General features: G+C 54.9%; 19 protein-coding genes. 2 read left to right on the top strand and 17 right to left on the bottom strand.

What is annotated here, in order from left to right:
* Positions 1-2 precede the first annotated feature (2 nt).
* From AB4N73_RS00815 to AB4N73_RS00735, 17 genes are all read right to left on the bottom strand, one after another.
* Positions 3-1,025, bottom strand: coding sequence for a phage-like tail protein (locus AB4N73_RS00815; protein WP_041478099.1), 1,023 nt, complete (start codon positions 1,023-1,025; stop codon positions 3-5).
* Positions 1,026-1,034: 9 nt separating this feature from the next.
* A complete protein-coding gene (locus AB4N73_RS00810) occupies positions 1,035-1,247 on the bottom strand; it encodes a tail protein X (protein ID WP_056783262.1) in 213 nt (70 codons plus the stop codon).
* A complete protein-coding gene (locus tag AB4N73_RS00805; protein WP_041478101.1) occupies positions 1,240-1,623 on the bottom strand; it encodes a phage tail protein in 384 nt (127 codons plus the stop codon). The genes AB4N73_RS00810 and AB4N73_RS00805 overlap by 8 nt, the downstream gene beginning before the upstream one ends.
* The gene (locus AB4N73_RS00800; RefSeq protein WP_460142817.1) at positions 1,623-3,596 is read right to left on the bottom strand and encodes a phage tail tape measure protein; all 1,974 of its coding nucleotides are present in this window, start codon (positions 3,594-3,596) and stop codon (positions 1,623-1,625) included. Before AB4N73_RS00800 ends, AB4N73_RS00805 begins: the two co-directional genes overlap by 1 nt.
* 128 nt (positions 3,597-3,724) lie before the next feature.
* Positions 3,725-4,306 carry a phage tail assembly protein gene (locus AB4N73_RS00795; RefSeq protein WP_305382322.1) on the bottom strand — a complete coding sequence of 194 codons (582 nt, stop codon included), beginning with the start codon at positions 4,304-4,306 and terminating at the stop codon, positions 3,725-3,727.
* Between the two features lie 152 nt (positions 4,307-4,458).
* Positions 4,459-4,965: a phage major tail tube protein gene (locus AB4N73_RS00790; RefSeq protein WP_039762530.1), complete on the bottom strand. Its 507-nt coding sequence runs from the start codon at positions 4,963-4,965 to the stop codon at positions 4,459-4,461.
* Positions 4,965-6,131 carry a phage tail sheath protein gene (locus AB4N73_RS00785; RefSeq protein WP_016771437.1) on the bottom strand — a complete coding sequence of 389 codons (1,167 nt, stop codon included), beginning with the start codon at positions 6,129-6,131 and terminating at the stop codon, positions 4,965-4,967. The genes AB4N73_RS00790 and AB4N73_RS00785 overlap by 1 nt, the downstream gene beginning before the upstream one ends.
* A 2-nt stretch (positions 6,132-6,133) precedes the next feature.
* Positions 6,134-6,319, bottom strand: a complete 186-nt coding sequence (locus tag AB4N73_RS00780; protein ID WP_039762525.1) for a hypothetical protein — start codon at positions 6,317-6,319, stop codon at positions 6,134-6,136.
* Positions 6,320-6,421: 102 nt separating this feature from the next.
* Entirely contained in the window at positions 6,422-6,967 is a 546-nt protein-coding gene (locus AB4N73_RS00775) for a DUF4376 domain-containing protein (protein ID WP_305382320.1), read from the bottom strand.
* Positions 6,968-6,976: 9 nt separating this feature from the next.
* Positions 6,977-8,854 carry a phage tail-collar fiber domain-containing protein gene (locus AB4N73_RS00770; protein WP_460142815.1) on the bottom strand — a complete coding sequence of 626 codons (1,878 nt, stop codon included), beginning with the start codon at positions 8,852-8,854 and terminating at the stop codon, positions 6,977-6,979.
* Positions 8,855-9,490 (bottom strand): phage tail protein I, encoded by a 636-nt coding sequence (locus AB4N73_RS00765; RefSeq protein WP_252868878.1) that lies wholly within the window; start codon positions 9,488-9,490, stop codon positions 8,855-8,857.
* Positions 9,487-10,482: a baseplate J/gp47 family protein gene (locus AB4N73_RS00760; RefSeq protein WP_423663568.1), complete on the bottom strand. Its 996-nt coding sequence runs from the start codon at positions 10,480-10,482 to the stop codon at positions 9,487-9,489. Before AB4N73_RS00760 ends, AB4N73_RS00765 begins: the two co-directional genes overlap by 4 nt.
* The gene (locus AB4N73_RS00755; protein WP_056783245.1) at positions 10,479-10,811 is read right to left on the bottom strand and encodes a hypothetical protein; all 333 of its coding nucleotides are present in this window, start codon (positions 10,809-10,811) and stop codon (positions 10,479-10,481) included. Before AB4N73_RS00755 ends, AB4N73_RS00760 begins: the two co-directional genes overlap by 4 nt.
* A gap of 14 nt (positions 10,812-10,825) precedes the next feature.
* Positions 10,826-11,434 carry a phage baseplate assembly protein V gene (locus AB4N73_RS00750; RefSeq protein WP_252868876.1) on the bottom strand — a complete coding sequence of 203 codons (609 nt, stop codon included), beginning with the start codon at positions 11,432-11,434 and terminating at the stop codon, positions 10,826-10,828.
* 3 nt (positions 11,435-11,437) lie between these two features.
* Positions 11,438-11,959: a hypothetical protein gene (locus AB4N73_RS00745; protein WP_056783242.1), complete on the bottom strand. Its 522-nt coding sequence runs from the start codon at positions 11,957-11,959 to the stop codon at positions 11,438-11,440.
* Positions 11,960-12,029: 70 nt separating this feature from the next.
* Entirely contained in the window at positions 12,030-12,368 is a 339-nt protein-coding gene (locus tag AB4N73_RS00740) for a phage holin family protein (RefSeq protein WP_056783240.1), read from the bottom strand.
* Between the two features lie 526 nt (positions 12,369-12,894).
* Positions 12,895-13,638: a LexA family transcriptional regulator gene (locus tag AB4N73_RS00735; RefSeq protein ID WP_056783238.1), complete on the bottom strand. Its 744-nt coding sequence runs from the start codon at positions 13,636-13,638 to the stop codon at positions 12,895-12,897.
* A 2,258-nt stretch (positions 13,639-15,896) separates the two neighbouring features.
* Between AB4N73_RS00735 and AB4N73_RS00730 the strand changes: the two genes are divergently transcribed.
* Both AB4N73_RS00730 and AB4N73_RS00725 read left to right on the top strand, forming a co-directional pair.
* On the top strand, positions 15,897-17,843 hold the full coding sequence (locus AB4N73_RS00730) for an AIPR family protein (protein WP_460142814.1): 1,947 nt from the start codon (positions 15,897-15,899) through the stop codon (positions 17,841-17,843).
* Between the two features lie 469 nt (positions 17,844-18,312).
* Positions 18,313-19,776 carry an SEC-C metal-binding domain-containing protein gene (locus AB4N73_RS00725; protein ID WP_460142813.1) on the top strand — a complete coding sequence of 488 codons (1,464 nt, stop codon included), beginning with the start codon at positions 18,313-18,315 and terminating at the stop codon, positions 19,774-19,776.
* Positions 19,777-20,090: the final 314 nt, after the last annotated feature.

Genomic DNA, 20,090 nt, shown 5'->3' with positions numbered 1-20,090 from the left:
GATTACTGTTCCGCCTTGGGATCCAGGCACGACGCATCAATCAGGCAGCGATAGCTGTTCTCGCGACTGCCGCTGGCGGTGACCTTGTCGATCGACCAGCGTCCGCGCATGAAGTCCGGCCAGCTCTCATCGAGCAATACCAGCCCTTCGGCCGCGAGCCGTGGATCCCCCGGGCAGGTGATTTGCACCTTGTACTTCTGCCGCAGCATCTTGCGCACTTCGCCCTCGCCTACTGCGATGGCATCAGCTTCGCTGGGCTGCTTCTGGCGCAGCGTCTTGAACGGCGCAACACCGGTTTCAACCCAGCGCAGCACCCCGGCCGCCGCATCCCAGAAACAGGTCTTGCAGCCCTTGGCCTGCTCGCGGGCAGATTCTTCCAGCGTGGCGCTGATGAAGGCGTGATCGCCGGGGCGATTGTTGTGGGTAACCGACAGCGTCACGTCCGGCAGAATCTGCCCCGACAACGACTTGGTCTGCCCGGGCCGCGCCAGCACATAAACATCGCCGTAAGGCTTGGCGACGACGTTGTATTTTTTCGCCAGACGCGTGACAAACCCCATGTCGGTCTCGTTGGACTGGTCAATGTGCTCGATGCGGATCAACGAAATCTCAGGCGCGACCCGAGGCGAAAAGCCGTGCAACTCCACCAGCTTGCGAAATAATCCACCCAGCGTCGTTGGCCCATGACTGGCGGTGCGGCGCTGCTTGAAGCCGGTTTCATCATCCTTGCTGAATGGCGCCGCAGTGGCCACCAGGGTGAGGCGAAACGGAAACAGTGTCGGCGTCAGACGCGTCACTTTGAACTGGCCTTTATCGACCATTGCGGTTTCTCGATAACCAACTTGCAGGCCAATTTTTCCACCCAGACTCGGCAGCCCTTCAAGGCCCTCCAGATCGATGGTCAGCGTCAGCTGATCGGACTCGAAACCGGCGGCATCGATGTGCTCCCAACTGATCAGGCGCTGATTGAGCAGGGCCGCGTTGGCCCCGTAGATATTCACTGCCGGCGTAAATCCCAGTGCCATTCAACCTCCTTAATCCCACGCCGTCGCTGCTTTGACCACGGCGGGTTTCACATCCAGTTCCGGTAGCACGATCCAGACGCCGGCGGGCAGAATTGGCCCGTGTTCGGCCAGGGTCGGGTTGAGCTTCCACAGCACTTCTTCGGCAGCGTCATCACTGCGCCCGGTTTCGCGGTAGAGAAGCAGATTCACCGAATCACCGGCCACGCTTCGTGCTTTACGCATTGTTGAACTCCGCTAGTTCGATGACCCAATCGACTACCATCGCCGTACCGTCATCGATGATCTGGGTCTGGGTTTCCTGAACGCTGCTGATCCGCCACAGGCCCCAGTTTCGACCAATCCCGTCGATCAACGGCAGCGGGATACGCAGCGCCTGCAAAGCTCGCAATTCATCGAGCCGATCCATGGCTACGGCGTACATCGACTTGCCGGTAATGGTCAGGGTTTCCGGTTTCTGTCCGGTCTGGCTGGACTTGGGTTTGCTGGTGAGGATCTGTATCTCGGTCCAGCCGCCGTCAGACTTGCGCAGCAACTGGTGGTACGCAAAGTTGCGCGACAGGCCGAAGATGAAACTGCCCAATGCCATTTGCTGTTTCATCAGGCGACTCCATCGGTCAGGGCCGCGTCGCGGCGGGTGGCAAGGGGGTTGTTGGTGAGCAGCGGGGTCATTTGCATGAACTGGTTTTGCAGATGCTGCGCGACCAACATACCGATCTTGTCCGAGCTGCCGGGGTCGCTGCAGTAGACCTGGACCGAAGGTGCGTAGGTCACGTGCTGGTCAGACGCATGGGCGCTCGCCAGATCCTTGCTCACTTGGGCGGGCGCAGAAAGCGTGTCAGGCGCGGTGATAGCAAGTCTTTCACTCAAAGCAGTTTGCGCGTTTCTGCTCGATGCCGGAATCGCCTGCGAAATAGCCTCCAGAGAAACCGTCGATGGCCCGAGGTGCGGCGTATCGACCAATGATGCTCGTTCGCCAATTGCCATTTCCGCACCGGCCGCAGGAGCCAGACTGGCAATCCCTGTCACCGGCTTGTCCGCTGCGAGCCTCGATGCAGAATCTGCTGTTGACGAAAGATCGGGGGGATTCGCCAGGGCGCTACCAGGTATCCGTTTGCGCAACCGGTCTTTCGCCTCATCGACACCGGCGTCCAACACAAGATCGAATAGCTTTTTCAGGGCTGAACCCAAAACAATGACCCCCGCCGTGATCGTCGGATGGTCCTCAGCGAATTCACTCATCCTGTCGATGCCGGCACCGGCAACGCTCAGCACTTCAGGAGAGGGCGCCACCGCCTGGGCGCTGGCGATAGCCAAGCGCTCGTTTCGAGCAGTCTGAGCATTCCACTGTCCTTGCGGGGAATTGGAGCGTGCCAGTGCAGACTGGCGCACCGAACTCCGCTCACCGATCACCGAAGTCGCGTACTGACTTTTGTCCTTTACTTGCGAAAAGGCCTCGTTGACATCGCCCGGATTCTGCGCCAACAACTGCACCGCATTGGCGCTGTCAGCAAACAGGCTTCGCGCCAGCGTGGCGCGTTGTTCGACAGGTTTTGCGTGCAGCGCGGCAAGCACCGAGAGCAGCGCACCCTGGGCATTCTGCTTGTCGGGGTCATGCATTGCAGCGGTCACGGCAGCAGGATCAAGTCCCAACTGCTTCCAGGCGCCACGTTCTGCGGCGGAGACGCTGTCACCTTTGCCCAAGGCAGCTGAAAGGCTTTTCAACGCCTGCCCGGCATCGTCTTTGCCCGTTCCGCTGCGGAGCAAGGCTGCCGACAGCGCTGCGGCCTGCTGGGGCTGCAAGCCTGCTGTGAGCGTCGCCTCGCCTGATTGCTTGAGTACGGCGCCGATGTCGGCGGACTTGACGCCACCCGGCATTTTGCCGAGCAGGTGTGTCGCATCCGCGAGGTCAAACGCCTGATCGCGAGTGAGCTTCATCGAGGTGCGCCACACCGTCATCATCTCGGCGACTTCCATCGCTGGGATTTTGAGTGCCGACGCTACGACCGCAGCGTCGCTGGCGAAGTTGAGCAGCTCAAAAGACTTGTCCGACGCGTTGGTCAGCTCATTGCCAATTCCTGAGTCGGCGGCCAGCGTTGCAACCTTGATCAGTTCGATACCGCTGGTGCCTCCCGCCGCCACCATCGGCTTACTGGCCATGATCAAGCTCGACAGTGCGATTTCGTTGGCCTGCACTGGCGTCAATTGTGCCGCGCTACCCAGATCGGCCGCCGCCGAATAAAAGTCAATCGCCGGCCTCACACTTTCTGGTGCCTTGGTCCGCTCGGCGGCCTCATCCGGCGCTGCCGACGCGCTGGTGGCTTCACCGTTCGCGGTGGAACTCAACGAGAGCATCCGCAAGTTGGACAATGCCAATCGCAATGAATCGATCGCTGTCGTCAACGCATCGATCCTGATACTTGCGGTGACGAGCGCCTGACTCAGCTGGGGATATTGATCGCCGATGATCGGTCCGGGGCCGGGGTTTGCCGCAGCCATGTTCAAGCGGATATCACCGGTTGCTGCGCCCCCCCGCTCATCGGCATTCATTGGCGCAAATTTGCTTTCTGCCATGCCGCTCTACTCCTGTTTCACGCCAAGGCGAGTGATCGCTATGTCGTAGCGGCGCAACGCCTTTTCGGCGTCCCATTCCAGAATCTCCGCTTCACTTACCGGGTAAATGAGCGGGACGATATCGAGGATTACTTCGATGTCGCGTTCCGAAAGTAGGCCGCCGGCTGGTTTAAAAAATCGTCGATGCGCACCTGCAATTGCGTCCAGTCGGGGACGGTCAGGTGGGCCAGATCGGGGATCATCAGGCCGGTGCAGTGGGCGGTGATGAATTCGGCGCGTTCCTTGGCCGTCTTCAGTTTCTTCATCACTTTGGTGGCGCGCAGCACGGGCATTTCCAGGCTCAGCGAGTCGACGGTGCGGCCGGTGACGGCGAGCGGTTGCAGCAATTGCACCTGGTCGGGATCGTCGGATTTCTCCGCGTCATCGATCTGGTCAAGAAAGTACGCACTCGGCCGGGTCGACATCTCATGGACGTACTGAGCGATGCTTACGTAGTCCGGACGTTTGAGTTGATCGAGCTCTTTCACCGACAGGCCGGTGGCGAGCAGCGCCAGCTCGAAGAACTGATCGTCTTCGTCATCGCCGGCGCGCTCCAGCGCATCTTTTTGTGCGGCGTAGAACAGCGGTTTGAGCTGGATAGATTCGATCAGCGAGCCATCGTCGCCGGTGATCGGCGACAGCAGTTCGTGTTGGGGGGGCATCCACGGCATGTATGAATTCCTTGGTGATTCGTTTAGATCCACTGTGGGAGCGAGCCTGCTCGCGAAGGCTTTGGCACATTCGACATTGATGTAACTGAACGACCGCTTTCGCGAGCAGGCTCGCTCCCACAGGGTTTTGTGATTTGCCGGTAAACCGGGGTTTACGGCATCAACACCGCACGCCGTGCATCACCGAGGATGTCGACGCCGTTGAGCACGAATTTCTGCGTGCGCACGTCGATGTCGATCACCGGCACGCCGTTTTCCAGGCGGTTGTAGGTGCGGCAGGACAGTTCCAGATTGGTCTTGGGCTTCTCGCCCATTTTCACTGCGGTTTCCTCAAGGGATTTCAACTGGCCGCCGACGGTGTGGTAGGTGAACCAGGTATTGCCGTCCTGATCCTGACCGGCTTCACGCACGTTCAGCAGAATGTCGTCGCCCAGCTTCACGCCCAGCGCCAGCAGAACCTCGGCGCCGAGGCCTTGCAGGGTCAGCTTGGCGCCGAGCGCTTTGCCGCCCTTGGCCATTTCTTCGACGATAAAGCGCCCGCCACGCATCTCTTCCATGTCGAATTCGATTTTCGGCGGGGTGAATTCCTCAACGGTCGCCGACAACGGCAGGCCTTGCAGGGTGGCCGCGATGGCCTGTCTTACGCGGTTGGTAAACATTAGAGAACGTCCTCCAGGAACTGCTCGATGATTTCATCGCGGGCGTTGAGTTGATAAACCATGTGTTCGTTCGGCGCGTAGCGGCCGTAGTCGATGACCACGTACCAGGTGCCGTTCTTGTACTTCTCGACGCTGTTGAGTTCCGGGTGCAGATACACGCTGCCGCCGGGAATGGTTTCATCGGCAACCAGGGTCTGCAGCCAGTCGTTGATGCGCTTGACCTCCTGATCCATGAAGGATTTGGTGAGGTTCTTGGCCATGGCTTTCTGGCCGGCCTTGACCAGCTTGCGGCTGATCGCATCCTCGAGGCCGACGTAGCTGATGAACTTGCCGGTGATCGAGCGGTTACCCAGCAGCGAGAAGCCGCCAAGCACGGTGCGGGCGTAGTAGCTGACGCCGTAACGGTTGAGCAGATCGCCTTCGGTGGACGTATCGAGGATGTTGTACTCGACGACCCGCGAAACGTCTTCGGCGAAAGTCACCTGGTTGCCCGGGCTCTCCCATTGCTTGACCTTGGCCAGCGCGGCAATCGCCAGACTGGAGGGCGACAGGAAGACGTTTTTCTTCGCCGCTTTCGAATACACGGCGGGCATGTTGTGCACCACCAGGCAACGGTCGAAACCGAGTTCGGCCCCGCCGAGTTCCTGGCTGTACAGGACCTGATCGGCCACCGAGACATCCTTGCCGTCCAGCACTACACGGGCCTTGATACGCTTGCCGAACGCGGCGAACTCGCCGGCCACCGCTTTAGTGCCGGTGAAGCCCGGCGCGCCGATGATGGTCAGGTCTTCCGGGACACTGCCCAGCGCCGCCAGACCGAGCTTGCGGCCAGTGGCCGGCTCGACACCGCCGATCACATTGTTGACCGTGTCGGCCGGTGTCGCGCCTGCCTCGACGATGACCACGTAGACCGGCACCTTGACCACTTTGAGGATCTGGTAGACCGCGTGGTACAGCGTGCCCTCTTCCGACCCAGTCGGATCGAGCAGCGCATGGGTGGTGAAGCTGTTGATGCGAAACGGCGCGTTTCGCGGAATCAGCGGATCGGCTTTCGGCGCGGTGCCGACCAGACCGATGACGTTGTCACCCAGGCCACCCATGGCCTCGGGGGATTCGGTGGCATTGACGGTAATGCCGTTGTGCTCGAAGTTCAGAACCTCAGCCATGTTCAGTCAGCCTTCTTGGCAGCGGCCTTTTTGGCCTGGGTGATAGGGGTTTTCGGCTCAAGTCGCCCGGCAAAGTGCAAGGCACTGGCCTCGACATCGAGCAGATCGAGTTCTTGACCAACGCTCGACCAATGCCCACCGCCGGTGGGGAATGGGACGAGCACGGTGTAGGTTTGGCGGGTTGCCATTTTTCGTTTCTCCATAAACGGGAAAGCCCCTCGGGAGGGAGGGGCTTTTTTGGGGGGGGGGTGTTTTGAAGGGATAAGAAAAAGCGCTTGAGGTCGGGGCGGTTATAGCTCAGGAAGGTTGTTTAACCGGGCTGAGTTTGGCCAGCCTTGATGGATCATCTCCTCAGTACATTCACCAGACTCAACGGCTGCCAACAATACTCGTTCACGATCAAAACAATCTTGAACATGGGTCCGAATCAAAGTCGCCATTGCAATTATCTGGGCAGCCTCCAACTCGGCGAAACCTTCAGAAAACTTCCATGCACACTTGTAAGACGGGTCTAGAATTGCAGCTACCGCAGCACTTGCGACCAATGCCTGACCGTCTCGCGTGGTATCCGCTGTAGAGCCTTGAAATTCCACACCAGATGTTTCCCGGTGGAACCGTTCAACAGCGATTAACTTTGCAAAATCTACTTTGTCTTCAAATGGTATTTTGGTAAGCGCTCCATCGACTAGACACCATTGTCCTGTCATGTCTATCGCGGACTGCAGCCAAAGTTCTTCGCTAATGCGAACCGCTCCCTCGGGTATATCGCAAACACCTCGAATCAGGCGATCTTTAATGTGGCCTGACTCATCAAACGTCATGTATTTGTTAGTCATATTTTTTCCTCAGCAACCAACTGCGAGCCATCGAGTTGAAGTGCCCGAAGAAGACCGAACTGTAAAGCCGTTCTTGTTTAACGCGCCTAACGCAACGAATCCGACTGACCCGGAGCCCGGGGTATAGTCACTAATTGCGATGGCTGATAGCGCGGAATTAGGAAATGTGAGTGGAAAAGGAATTGCTTGATCCGCCGTGCTTGAGACAACTGAGTAAATTCCCCACTGGATAGTGAATCCTCCCAGCCAAGACGGGAATACACAGTAACCGACCCCACTTTTCTGAAATTGAAAGCCCCAGGTCATTTTTTTTGGTGTAACGATAGCGCTGTCATCGGCGCCGGTATTCGTCTGCGCTTGAGTGGCAACTTTCGCTGTCCCTTGATTGGTTTCGGAGGCTTGTTGCGCCAAAGCAGAGAGCGCAGCGATATCAATGGTCCCCTGGTTGACAGGGGCGTTCCAAGCTTTTATGCACCAGATGATCGCGAGATTGCGCGGGCGTGTCTCCGCAGAGGTACGCGCTACTTTTGAAGCATCAAACAACACACCGTGGTAAGCAGCTTTTTGGTTAAGCGGACTCAGGGCTCCGCTCAAATTCGCCAACCCGAACGCGCCACTTGCCGTGTTGATATCAAGATAGCCGTCAAAAGTCCCGGTAATGTTCTGTAACGTATCAGCCTGATAGCTGCCGAGCGCCCGACCTCCATCGACGCCCCGCCCATGATCCCAACCCCGCAAAAACTCCCCGCGCGCCTCTGGCAAACGGAAGTTCCCACCCCCCTCGTCCCCCTTGTTGAACTTGCCGCCCAGATAAGCGCTCAGGTCCGGATACGTCGCACTGCTCTTGACGCTGTTATCCAGCTCCAGAAAACCCGGCGGTGGCGCATCAACCGGAAACGCCACAATCGATCCAACTGGCAACGCGGAAGCCTTGGCGATCAACGCCTCAACTTCAGCCTTGGTGTACGAGTCCTTGATGCCAAACCCTGCCAGCGTTTCCGGATTGGCACCGGCAGTCGCCCGGCCATATTCATCAACCGTCAGACTCTTATAAGTCCCGGCTGCAATCCCGGTGCGCCCCGCGAGCATCTTGAACGTCAGCGCAGTCGTGCCGAGGGTGATCGGCGCATTGGTGGTCAGGTGCCACAGCGAATCTCCATTCGCTACGCCCTCCTCCACCATTACCGTCAGGCCCGGGGTAACCTTGGCGCTGGTGTTGGCATCGGTGGCCCGCACCCAGTCGCCATTGGCAACGATCCACAAGCCGTTGTCCTTGGCCAGCGTCTGGCTCGTCAGCACCACACGATCGCCGGCGATCACTGCCACACCATCAATCTGCTGCGCGCTGTTCATCACGACATTGGCAGTCGCCGCAACGCGCACCGACTGCTTGCCATCAAGTTTGCCGAGTTCTTCAGCCAGATAACTCATGACCCACGCACGAGTAGCCTTGACCACCGTGTCATCAATCAACAAGGTCACCAGCGAGGCATTGCTGGTCTCGAAAATCGAGCGGATATAAAACTCTTTACCTGAACCCGACGTCGCTAGCACCGGTTTGAACGACTCCGGGTATTTGACGATAGCGTAGAGAATGCCGGTGTCGGTCCACAGCCCGGCTTCACGCACATACCAGCCGCCGACGTCCGGCGGGATAGTGACTTCGGCGAGCAGCCAACTCGGGTTTTTCTCGTCCTGGAACAGTGCGTTGAGCGGTCCGCGCCAGACTTCGCGTTTCAGAGCGGTCGCGGTGGCGGCCGGGTTGTAGACCGCGCCGCCGCCGTCGCCGACGGAAATCTGCGTCAACTTGATCGGCACACCCGCAGCCTTGCACGCCGTTTCGTAGGCAATCCCTGCGTTGGTGAGCAGGGTGTAATAGTCAGCCATTCAGGCCCCCTGAGGATAAATAGTGGATGTTTCGACGGTGTACAACGCCGCGACCATGAACGCCTCGCCAGAGGTTTCAAGCCCTTCGATGAACACCGGATAAACCGTGGTCAGTTCGCCGCAAAACGTCGCAGCACCAATGACGTGATTGCCGAATGCGCTCAAACCCACCGACACGGAGAGAACGTCCCTCTCGCTTTTCGCATCGGCCAGACGGCGGTCGAGACGGGCGTCGATTTCTTCGCTGTAGGTTTGGTCGCTGAAGGCACGCACGGAAAAGCTGTACGGCGCGCCGGGCGGTGTCTGTTCGTACCAGGCGCGGATTTCCGGGCGCAGTTGCAAACCCTTGGCGGCGTTTTCCAGCGCCTTGCGTGTGCCGGCCTGGCGCGCGGTGGGCCAGGCCAGTTCGACAGTTACGCGCTTCTCCGCCACCGGCGCATCGGTGCTCCATTCGGCGACGCCGCGATCGGCAGCCAGATACGGCAGGAAGGCCACCGGCGTTTCGCTGGGGTTCATCAGTTCCGGGAACGGCGGCGCGATGCGGTCGAGCAAGGCGTCGAAGCCCAGATCCAGTCCGCGTTCGAGGGCCGAGCTGTTGGCCGGAAGCAAGGTTGGCCGCTGAGTTTTTTCACTCATAGCGTCAGCACCTCGACTTCAACCGCTGTGCAATACGGCGCCTGAAACGCGGTGGTCACGATCGGCGTCAGCGGTTCGAGAATCTGCAGTTGCACGGCGCCGGCGCTGTGCAGCGTGTAGTCGATCCAGCTCGGATCGACCCGGCCTTCGAGGCGATGGCAACTGTCGGCATACGCTTGCAATTGTGCTTGCGCCGCGACCTTGGTCAGGCCCGAGTCGGGGCCGGAATTGATCTTGGCGACGACGCGGATTTTGTAGCGCTGGATCTCGGCAGCCTTGACGGTGACGAGGTCGGTTTCCGGGCGCACGTCTGGACGAGCAAAGTGCTGACGGACGCCCTCGAGCAATGCTTCGGAAGGCGTGCCATCGCCGTCTCGAGAAAGCACGGTGACTTGCACTTCGCCCGGCGCAGTGCGGCGCCCGTTGCCATCCTTGACCTGCGCGGCGAGGCCGTCCGGGTTGAAGGTGTAAGTGACATTCACTACGCCGGAATCAGTGGACTCAACCTGCACCGTGGGCCGCTCGCCGAGGGTGAACACCTCGCGGCGATACTGCATCCGCGAACCCGCCGCCGGTGCATGAGGTGCCAGGTAATAACGCAACCGAGCGTCGTCATCACTTTCATAAATCGCCGGCACTGGCGGAAATGCCGCCGGGTCGCCGGGATCGAGCAGTTGCCGCTCAAGCCCCATGTCGGCCAGCCGCGCATCGAGATTGCTGCCGGTCGCCCACCACGCCAGCATCTGTTTGATGCGTGCGTTGTATTTGCGCTCATGGGTTTGCAGACGCACGCAGAACGCTTCTAGCGCGAGGGTGAGCAATTCGCTTTCGTTTTCCAGGCTCACCTTGAGTTTCGCGGCGCTGGTCGGCGAGCGAGCACCCACGTATTCGACGACGAAGGCTTTGAACTCGTTGAGTAAATCTTCGAACGCTTCAACCGTGATCAGCGCGGGTTCGGCCAGTTGATTCTGGCCGGGGATCAGCATGCTCATGTCACCACCTCGAAGGTTTGTTGGCGGTTTTTCCAGGTGCCGGCAAAACGCAGCAGCAGGCCGTCGCCGTGGCGACTGGCAACAATCACTTGCGGCTGAAAATCATCGATACCGTTATGCGGGTTGTAGAACGCTTGCGCGGCGTGGCTCTGTGCCAGAAGCAGAATGTCGTCACCGAGGTTCTGCCCGAGGAGAGTGGGAATCAGCGAACCGTACAAAGGTCGTTTCTGCCGAGTGCCCAGCGGTGTGGTCAGGGCCCGGGTCGCGCGCTGCACGAATTGCAGCCAGTCGTCGACCGTGGCCCCGCTGTCTCTATCGATTCCGATCATGGGAGGCTCTTGAATCAGGGGCTGATGACGCGGCCCTGGTGATCGACCAAGGGGCCGCTGAAGTGCACGCCCGAGGCGTCGATACTCAGGCCGACGGCGCCCAGTTGCAGGGTGATCAGTTGTGGCGTCATGGCCAGACGTGCAGGGCCGATGCTCAGTTCGAGCGACTCGCGAGACCCGTGGAATTGCGTTGGTCCGTTGAGCCAGTGCAAGGCGTGGCTGGCGTCGTCGTAACTGCTTTCGCTGCCGTCCTGATGTACCCGACGGGTCAGCGTCGGCACAGTCGAGGCCGGGGGAAAACGGTCGCTGTTCAAGCCGAACAACGCGACACTCTGCGCGCCGCTTTCGCCGCTGCCATAGTTGAACAGCAGGCACTGCTCGCCCACCGTCGGGATGCGCGATTCACTTTGCGCACCAGCGCTGGGGTTGAAGAACTTGATCGCTGGGGTGAGCAATCCACCATGGCTGACTTGGCAGGTATTGCTCGCCGCATCAACTGACTGGCAGATGCCAATGCGACAGAAACTCTCGGCGCGGCGGTGCAAGTCTTCGATTTCCGCTTCCATTTCCGCCAGACGCTCAATGATCGGGCCGAGTTGCATGCGCAGTAATGCATCGAACATCGGTCAGCCCTCCAGCGCGGTGTACTGGTCCGGGTCGTCGATGTTGCTGACTTCCCAGGTGCGAGCGAATTTCGGCATGCCCAGCGGATCGTCGAGCAAGGTCGGGCCGAGGTAGAGTGTCTGGTTGAACGTCAGGGTCCAGGTTTTGTATTGCTGATCGCCACGGATGAGCAATGACGGCAAGCCATCGATATTCATCGGCAGATCGCATTGATCGCCGGATATGTTCCAGCGGTTGTCAGTCATCAGGTTTTTCAGCACGGCAATCAGATCGCACGCTGCAAATGCACTGGCGGCAAGGGCCGGGATGACTTGCAGAGAGACCGTCATGACATGAGCAATTCGCCCGTCAGCGGCGCGCACCCCGGGTCCATTGCGGTCGAAGTCGATCAGCACCCAGGCCTGATCGCCCGGTGCAGTGAAATCATCATGGTTGCCGACGGTGAGGTTGAGGCCGGCGGTGTTGCGCAGTGACGTCGCGATGGCTGTAAACAGTTGCGACGGCTGCTGGATCGGTGTGGGCATACATGACCTCCTTTTCAATCGTCCACGCGCAGCCCTGCCGCCAACATGGCGGCAGGGAAAATATTCAGGGTTAAGGGTGGTCGCGCGGCGGCACTTCGCAGACGCCGATACGCTTGGCCGCCCAGCGTTCGTAAAGGCCTATAGCGACATCAGCGCCGGCCATCGCCGTCAGGCAGCCAAACGCGCCAGCGGCCCAGATCGACATGCCGGCGGCATACAGCAGCATGATCGCTGACACGCCGCAGATCATGCAGGCGCCGGAACGCAGAGCCAGACGCCGCACAAGTGACCAGCCGCGGGCGCCCTCCTTGTCGGCGCGCCACATTTCGCCGGACACCCCGCCGACGACAGCGAGGAGGATGACCAGCCAGATCGGCATGTCCGCCAACGCTTGTTGCTCGTTTGTCATGTCACGCCTCCGTGGGTGATTGATGAGTGATGGGTTGGATTCAAACGGTTTCTCTTGAGGCAGGCATTCCAAAAAGCCCGGCGCTTGCACACCGGGCTTTTCAGTAATGCGCTCCTTCGCCTTCCTTCAAATCCTGTGTTCGAGAAGGAAGCTGACTTTTCGGCGCTACTGGCGCGGTACGAGTCCATTCAGATTGTTTTTCCGACCGCGGTCCCTGCCCGCCGGATAACTGCTTCTGGTGCTTTACGCTGCACACCCGGGTCAGTTGCCAACCCTCTGAACCGTTGAGGCCGGTTCATCGCTGCCTGTTCTTGTGGAACTAAAGAGCTTGTCTTGCCAGCCGCTTTGTCGAGCGGCTTGGTGGCAAGAATATGCATGGATGCATATACAGTCAATGCGTAAATGCATTTATTTATGCATTAAATTTGCGCATATGCATGAAACCCAAGCGGGCCAAGGGGTGGGGAGATTTCTGCAGGCGTAAAAAAACCTGCCGAGGGGCAGGTTTCAGTTGAATCGAAAGGGGCTAGCGGGCGTACATGCCCCACCAGAAGACGTGACCAAGGATAACGATCTGCTCTTCCTGGATTTCCTGGAAGCTGTAGTCCTCGTCCGGATGCTCGTCGCGATTGAAGCTGCGCAGACGGATACCGGTGGGCAAACGATAGAGTTGCTTCACGCGCAGCTGGCCATTGTGATTGATCGCATACAGGTCGCCATCAATGATGTCGCCGATGCCGCACTTGCCGGCATTGACGCCGACGGTGGCGCCATCGCGCAGAACCGGCAACATGCTGTTGCCGCGTACTGTCACACACTTGGCCTGGTCGAACTGCACACCATTGTGGCGCAGGCTGCGCTTGCCGAAGCGCAGGCTTGAGCGCTCGCTCTCTTCGATGACGAATCTTCCTGATCCAGCAGCCAATTCAACCTCACGTAGAAAGGGCACCGACACCTCGTCGTCATCGACAGGGGTGTCGTCGTCCCACAGGCTTATGTCCTTGAGTTCCGCATGCACGTCAGCGCGCGTGCCGGCCGCCGTTGGCGCGACATCCGCGCGCCCGCGCAACTGATCGGTGCTGACGTTGAAATATTCAGCGATCTTCGAGATGTGTTTATCCGAAGGATCGACAATCTTCCCGCTGAGAATCCGCGAGAGCGTTGATTGAGGCACGCCGGTGCGACGGTGGAGCTCCGTGGGGGAGATCCCGTGCTGGTCGAGCAGTGCTCTTAAGACGGAGGAAACGTTGCGTTTTTGCATAACGCGCATATTGCTTGAAGTTTTTCGCGAAGACAAATGCTGATTTGCATAGATCGTGCATAGATCAACTTTTCCCTGTCAATAAATGCTCACCCGACCGCAGCGCCTGCGTCGGGCAGACTGGCCATGGTAACCTTGCGCCCATCGCGGAAAAGCCCGGCCACTGCCCGCGCTTTGCCCTACATCTTTTAACGAGTTGCCCGACAATCCGATGAATAAAGCCGTCTCCGACCTGTCCTCCCACACTCCGATTGTGTTGGAGTATTTCCCACGTAAAGCTTCAAACCCACGTCTTTATTGAGGCTCAGCGCATATCACCACTCAATGCACAAACGCATGTTTGGCATTGAATGGCATTAATTGGCGTACGGTTTGCCCCATTTTTGCCCCATGACAACTGCACGCTCCGTGAGCCGCAGAGCAATCGCCCCTCATGGACGGGTCTAAATTCGTCCTATGCAGAACAGACGTTCTGGAATTAGCATCGAATCCATTCCAAGGTGCAAGCCCGCTGCCCCCCAAAAGGGCGATTCTGGGCAGATCTTCATCTTCTCCAGATCGATCTCTGGGTTGCTTTGAATCAACCGGGAACTCAACTTCAAAAACTGATTTGGGTACCGAATTATGTTTAAGCACCTCGCCGCTTGCTTGAGAATTGTTGATACATCGCCTCAGCTACGACTTCTCTTACTCCCCATATCATTTTCAGTTCCCGTCATATCCTTTGCCTTGCTGATCTGGGTATATCACGCCACGTAGTCGCATGCAGACAGCTGCTTATTACCCTTTGCGGAGAGCTTTGGGTAAAAGCAGCGATTGGATAAATAGGGATTCGAAATGCTTCCAGTGATGGATTGGATGCAGTAGCCCTCTTCCCCTAGTCCTATGGGTCTAATCCACGAAAGGCCAAAGCCTAGTAGCCATTTTTTAAGCATGCTGCGATTGCTCACCTCCGATGGCATCGCACTCGGGCAATACACGGTCTATGGATTGGAAAACACCCTACCTGGCGCAGGCTGTCTATAAAATCAAAAACGCTGGCCTAGGTATTGTTTTTCGATCTCCCACAACAAGTGTAATCATCCACCAAAGCAGCTATTCAGGGCTGGAAGGTACATCTGCTCGGGCATTAGTAACACTGACGTGCCGTTATAATTATTAGCGGTAAAAAACGAACTTAAACTTCAAAAAAATCTATACTCGCGCACCCAGCTAACTACAATCTTATTTCCTAGAAACGTACAATCATTGGACACAAACATGCGCACTTTAATTACCGCAATACTTTTTGCATTGGCGTTTGTAGCAACAGCGGCTGAGGAGCAGAACACTTCTGAAAATTTTCTCCTTCCGAAACCCCTTCAATCTGACTTTGTTTTGGCTAGCGACGACCCAGCCGATAATAAGACATTTAGCTGCACCTGTACCGACGTATACGGGAAGGTTTCTTCCAAAACGTGCAATAAAGGCGAGACCTGTGGTTGCAACTCCGGAACTCCAAGCTGCTCCAAATAGGACTATTTCAAGGGTTTCGATGTAATGGGCCTTGAGGGCACCGCACAATGCTGCAACCCCCCTCGGCCCCTTCCAATCATTTCCATTAGCTATGCTTTCTGCACCACGATGCCAATCGGAAAGTCGATGCAACGATGCATTTTCCCACGGTTAGCGGCCTAAGAAGACTCTATCCCAGATACAAAAAATGACTCTGCGGCGGCGCACTGGTAAGACACCAATAAAAAACGAGAGTTGTTTAATCGTCGACAATCCGCTGGGGGTAGATGCGATGCTAGGTCGTCATGAAACTCCAAGCCGAGGTTAGGGATTCGAACCCCTTCTGGAGTCTTTGCAGGCCGCTTGAGCCCACCAAAAACGGCTCTTTCGTCCTTCGCCGTTGGCGTACAGTGGGCTCAAGCGGCCTTCCATATGCCCTAATTTTGCCCTAAACAGCAACGCCGGCTTTCGGCCAAAAGCGGACGTTCTGGAGCGACCGCTGTCGGCCAAAAGCAGCCGTTTAATGAGCAGCATTCGACCCAAAACGGACGTTCGCAGGCGCCACGAAAAACGGAATCTGGTTGGTGAATTGATGTATAGCGATGATACCTAGCCTCTCAAGCTGCGGGGTATGCATAGCTAATAGCCATCAGTTAGAATCCACACAGGGCTGAATTTTCTGCGCTTCTAGTCTCTGCAGCGGTAATCCTCCTGGACTACCAATTTAGACATCCCTTCCGCGTCAACAATTCAAATTAATGCCAAGGATTTGCATGAATAACATCACACTACAAAGCATGCTTAAAGAGTTCTCAACTAAAAACTCTCTAACTGATAGCGATAGCCTCCGCTTTGAACAATTCGTAGTTTATTCATTGCTAGCCAACGATTACAACGATACATTTGAACCTGATTCCCTAAGCACAGGTAGTTGCATTGGGGTTGACTCGGTAGCGATTGCAATTAATGACGTCTTGGTTTATAGCGTTAACTCAGCCGTCCCGCTTACTACAGGTATATTCGACACAAGCTTTACATTCATCCAAGCTAAAACCTCATCTAGCGTGGACTTGGGTGATTATCTTAAGTTCCTGCAAACTGTTAAAATATTTTTCGCTGGGAAATTAGAAGATCAGCCGGCAGAACTTAAAGAAGCATATGCAATCAAGCAATTCATCTATGATAAGGCCGGAAAATTTCGTTGTGATCCGACATTAACAATGAAATATGTCTACACCGGCGACGGAAAATTTCCTGACAAGGATTTTTTACCTCAAGTACAAGCCTCGATCAGCGAGATCGAAAATTTGAAATACATGTTCTCATCTGTCGAGAGCAAGTTGATTGGAGCTGTCGAGCTACAAAATCTTTACAAAGAGACATTAAACAGAATCACTAAGCCTTTGATGTTTCAGCGCCACGTTGCACTACCTAAGTTATCCTTGGCCACTGCAGCATATCTGGGCGTCTCTAAGTGCAAAGATTATGTAGAGTTCATTAAGAATCAAAGTGGGAGTATTAATAAGGGTGTATTTTACGACAACGTTCGTGACTATCTCGGCAGCGCAAACCAAGTAAATGCGGATATTGCTGAAACAATAAAAAGTGACGCCCAGAGAAATTTGTTTTCTGTTCTTAATAATGGCGTAACAGTTGTCGCAAAAAAGGTAGTACCCTCTGGAGATGTTTTTAAGATATCGGGCTTCCAAATTGTCAATGGATGCCAGACGAGCCACGTTCTTTTTGAAAACAGAGAACATATAACGGATGACATGTACGTCACGATTAAGCTTATTGAAACTGACGACATTGAGTTATCTAGCAGTGTCATTAAGGCCACTAACAGCCAGTCGGTGGTGATGAAGGAAGCATTCGCAACCATCAAGCCATATCATAAGCGACTTGAAGACTTCTTCGCAGCGATGAATACGCAAGGGCACCGCATTTTTTATGCTCGGCGACCTCATCAATATGATGAAGATGATACGATACTATTGAGCGAAACAGTGTCAGCACCTCTACTAATAAAATCATTCATATCCATAGCGCTGGAAGAGCCTCATAAAGTTCACTTTTATTATGGTCAGCTGCTTCGAGACTACAATAACGAAGCAAGCAGCCTTCTTTTTAATGAAAGTCATCACCCGGCCCTATACTTCGTATCCCATTTGATTTTCTCAAAATCCAAGGAGCACTGCGCAAGACGCCGACTGTCCAAATGGAGTTACCATGTTGCGCTTCTAGTTAAGAAAATCCTCCAAATCGATCTTAGTCCAGAAAAGAAGACGACTGATGACCATGTCAAGGATATGATCGCAAAAATTAATAGCGGCTTTGAACAAGCGATACAAACGGCGGAAGCGATCATTAATTCGTTTGGTTTCGGTTCAAATGATCATATGGACCCACGTCACACCAGCGCCATTCTCGAAAAATACAAGATTGTCATTGCAGACTCATACCGTCAAAAAGCCAAAGCAGCGCAAGAAGGAAAAAATGCTGGTTCGAGCGATACCCTGAAGCTACTGCAACCCCAAGCTCCATTCCTAAAAGGAAACTATAGGGTTCGTCATTATAAAGCATCAAACGGAACTGCTACGTTCAGCTACAACTCCAAAGTCCATAGTTACCAATACGAAAATCCGAAATTCGATTCCATCGAAGAGGTTACTTGCAATATAAGGTTCGAAAACGGAACAATTCACGACATCGTATTCTAATTTTTGCTTCGATATAACGGCATACCACTGACGTGCCGCTGTAGTAAAAAGATATGCGCTCAATGCCCGAAATACCGAGGCTTGAGCGCCACTTAGTATTTCGGCAATATCATATTGTTAGGTCTGGATTGGCGTAGTAGATCGCTAAGTTCGTTCACCATGCCACACATAGCCCACCTACTCCGATGGGAGACGAAGCCTATGATCGACGGATAGACTAAAGATAAATTGGAAACCTTCAAAGCGTTCCTTTGAGCGGTTGAATCCACAGCCGATCGCAGGCATTGCCTATCCGGATATAGCCAATGTATACACCTCCTGAACTCCCCTTAAATTTCGTGGCGTTACCTTAGTTCCGAATGCTTCAAGCTGAGCGGCGTAGAGTTCGAAGGTCAATGCTGGTACGCTCATTCTTGATGGTGTCACCTTATACATTGAACATAACGAAAAAGTCTAAGGATAGAAGTTCATGCTAGAACCAATTATAAAAGGCATAAGCGCCAATGAGAGTGAGCGAGTTCTAGATCAAGTAGCCACTAAAACTTTTTTTAGCTTGTGGAGCTATCCCAGCCTGTATAGAGATGTCTCGGGCGGTAAAGAGGTTGCTGATCTCACAATTTATTTTGACAATACACTCATACTATTCTCCGACAAGGGTGAGGTTGTTTTTCAAAATCACAAGCCTACAGATGTCGCTTGGAAACGATGGTACAGAACTGCCATTAGTGAGTCCGCGAAACAATTACATGGTGCAGAATCTTTCATAAGAAATCACCCTGCTAGGATTTTTCTAGATCGCCAATGTCAACGGCAATTCCCCTTTGATCTAAGTCTGCCCGACCTACAAATCCACCTGATTTGCGTAACCAGAAATGTTGGAGCTGCGGCTAAGAGTTATTTTGATTCTATAATGCCAGGAAGTGCTGGAACGTTGGCTTCATTTTACGCGCTCGATGAAAAGGAAGTATTAGAGCGGCCTTTCACTATCAACGACATTAATCCCAAGAAAACATTCGTACACGTATTGGACGAAACAGGTGTTGATCTACTGCTTGGAGAGCTTGCGACCCCGACTGATTTTATCCGCTACCTCAAGGCAAAAGAGTACGCGATTCGAAAGCTGAATTTGTTATCGACTGGCGGTGAAGAAGATCTATTAGCTTACTATTTGGAAAATCGTCAAGAAGATGGTTATGGATCCATTCTAAACCCAAGGGAGAGTCAAGGGCCATTTATGATCCACGAATGGTACTGGAGAGAATTCATTAAAACCGTACCTTATTACCTGCATTGCGGCGAAAAGAAGGAAGGGGCGGGGTGGGCATCAATTCTTCGAAACTTTTCTGATTGCATTGTCAACGCAACAGTCGGTGAAGGTCATCACCTTTCAGTGGTTGAACATTCCGACGCAATCAAAACTCTGGCTTCTGAGAATGTGGTATCCCGGGCACGATTGGCAAAAGAATTATTCGATAAGTATCACTCGGTTCCGGAGTTTGTTCGCTCGGCAAGGGTGGTTCCGTCACTGTCGAATAAAAAAAGGCTATACGTACTACTTTTCTTCCCTTGGAGTGACGATTACGCGTCTTATGAAGAGTATCGGAAAGAAAGGTTGGACTGCATGGTCTTATACGCACACGTTGCAGCCTATAAATACCAAAAAACAAGGGAGATCGTAGTTTTCGGCTCCGCAACCAAAGGGGCGACACTTGGTTCAGAAACCATACTAGTCATCGATACCTCCACTCCGCTGAATGCTGAAGAGCGTGCAAACGCACAATATGTAATGCGCCATCATGACATATTGAATGACACCACAGAGATTCGCTCGAGTAACTTCGAGGAAAAAACTCCGGGGCGAAATGAAAAATGTCCGTGCGGCTCTAACAAGAAGTTTAAGAAATGCTGCGGAAACCTCAGCCTTGAGTGGTAAATGCTTTATCTGCCGGAAGCGTTGACGGTGGGTGCACGCACCTGCGAACGGGAAGCTGAGCTTATATTGCACCACTGGTTCGCTGGTACAGTTCATTATGGGGAAGAGGCCTCCCTAATCATTGTAGAAGGCGCTGAGGATCAGCTCATCTAGCCGCGTCAGTCATGCCTTCCTGACCGAGAATTTCGTCCTAACGCGCGTTTAAATGCTTGTTGAGCCAATTCACATAGGTGACCGATTGCCAGCTGTCGCGAAGGGCAGCAACTGGCCGAAAGAAGCCTGCTATGTTGAACGGGCAGGAGATATCATGGTTC

The organism is Pseudomonas sp. S3_B08, from assembly GCF_054667725.1.
The sequence above is the reverse complement of the archived record's forward strand: the minus strand, read 5'-3'. Positions and strand labels throughout refer to the sequence as shown.

What these genes read in the sequence shown, in the direction of transcription:
- AB4N73_RS00765 (WP_252868878.1), bottom strand. Translation starts at nt 9,490, where the DNA reads ATGAGTGAAAAAACTCAGCGGCCAACCTTGCTTCCGGCCAACAGCTCG.
- AB4N73_RS00790 (WP_039762530.1), bottom strand. Translation starts at nt 4,965, where the DNA reads ATGTTTACCAACCGCGTAAGACAGGCCATCGCGGCCACCCTGCAAGGC.
- AB4N73_RS00735 (WP_056783238.1), bottom strand. Translation starts at nt 13,638, where the DNA reads ATGCGCGTTATGCAAAAACGCAACGTTTCCTCCGTCTTAAGAGCACTG.
- AB4N73_RS00775 (WP_305382320.1), bottom strand. Translation starts at nt 6,967, where the DNA reads ATGACTAACAAATACATGACGTTTGATGAGTCAGGCCACATTAAAGAT.
- AB4N73_RS00750 (WP_252868876.1), bottom strand. Translation starts at nt 11,434, where the DNA reads ATGTTCGATGCATTACTGCGCATGCAACTCGGCCCGATCATTGAGCGT.
- AB4N73_RS00800 (WP_460142817.1), bottom strand. Translation starts at nt 3,596, where the DNA reads ATGGCAGAAAGCAAATTTGCGCCAATGAATGCCGATGAGCGGGGGGGC.
- AB4N73_RS00745 (WP_056783242.1), bottom strand. Translation starts at nt 11,959, where the DNA reads ATGCCCACACCGATCCAGCAGCCGTCGCAACTGTTTACAGCCATCGCG.
- AB4N73_RS00725 (WP_460142813.1), top strand. Translation starts at nt 18,313, where the DNA reads ATGCTAGAACCAATTATAAAAGGCATAAGCGCCAATGAGAGTGAGCGA.
- AB4N73_RS00815 (WP_041478099.1), bottom strand. Translation starts at nt 1,025, where the DNA reads ATGGCACTGGGATTTACGCCGGCAGTGAATATCTACGGGGCCAACGCG.
- AB4N73_RS00730 (WP_460142814.1), top strand. Translation starts at nt 15,897, where the DNA reads ATGAATAACATCACACTACAAAGCATGCTTAAAGAGTTCTCAACTAAA.
- AB4N73_RS00810 (WP_056783262.1), bottom strand. Translation starts at nt 1,247, where the DNA reads ATGCGTAAAGCACGAAGCGTGGCCGGTGATTCGGTGAATCTGCTTCTC.
- AB4N73_RS00740 (WP_056783240.1), bottom strand. Translation starts at nt 12,368, where the DNA reads ATGACAAACGAGCAACAAGCGTTGGCGGACATGCCGATCTGGCTGGTC.
- AB4N73_RS00760 (WP_423663568.1), bottom strand. Translation starts at nt 10,482, where the DNA reads ATGAGCATGCTGATCCCCGGCCAGAATCAACTGGCCGAACCCGCGCTG.
- AB4N73_RS00785 (WP_016771437.1), bottom strand. Translation starts at nt 6,131, where the DNA reads ATGGCTGAGGTTCTGAACTTCGAGCACAACGGCATTACCGTCAATGCC.
- AB4N73_RS00755 (WP_056783245.1), bottom strand. Translation starts at nt 10,811, where the DNA reads ATGATCGGAATCGATAGAGACAGCGGGGCCACGGTCGACGACTGGCTG.
- AB4N73_RS00780 (WP_039762525.1), bottom strand. Translation starts at nt 6,319, where the DNA reads ATGGCAACCCGCCAAACCTACACCGTGCTCGTCCCATTCCCCACCGGC.
- AB4N73_RS00795 (WP_305382322.1), bottom strand. Translation starts at nt 4,306, where the DNA reads ATGCCGTGGATGCCCCCCCAACACGAACTGCTGTCGCCGATCACCGGC.
- AB4N73_RS00805 (WP_041478101.1), bottom strand. Translation starts at nt 1,623, where the DNA reads ATGAAACAGCAAATGGCATTGGGCAGTTTCATCTTCGGCCTGTCGCGC.
- AB4N73_RS00770 (WP_460142815.1), bottom strand. Translation starts at nt 8,854, where the DNA reads ATGGCTGACTATTACACCCTGCTCACCAACGCAGGGATTGCCTACGAA.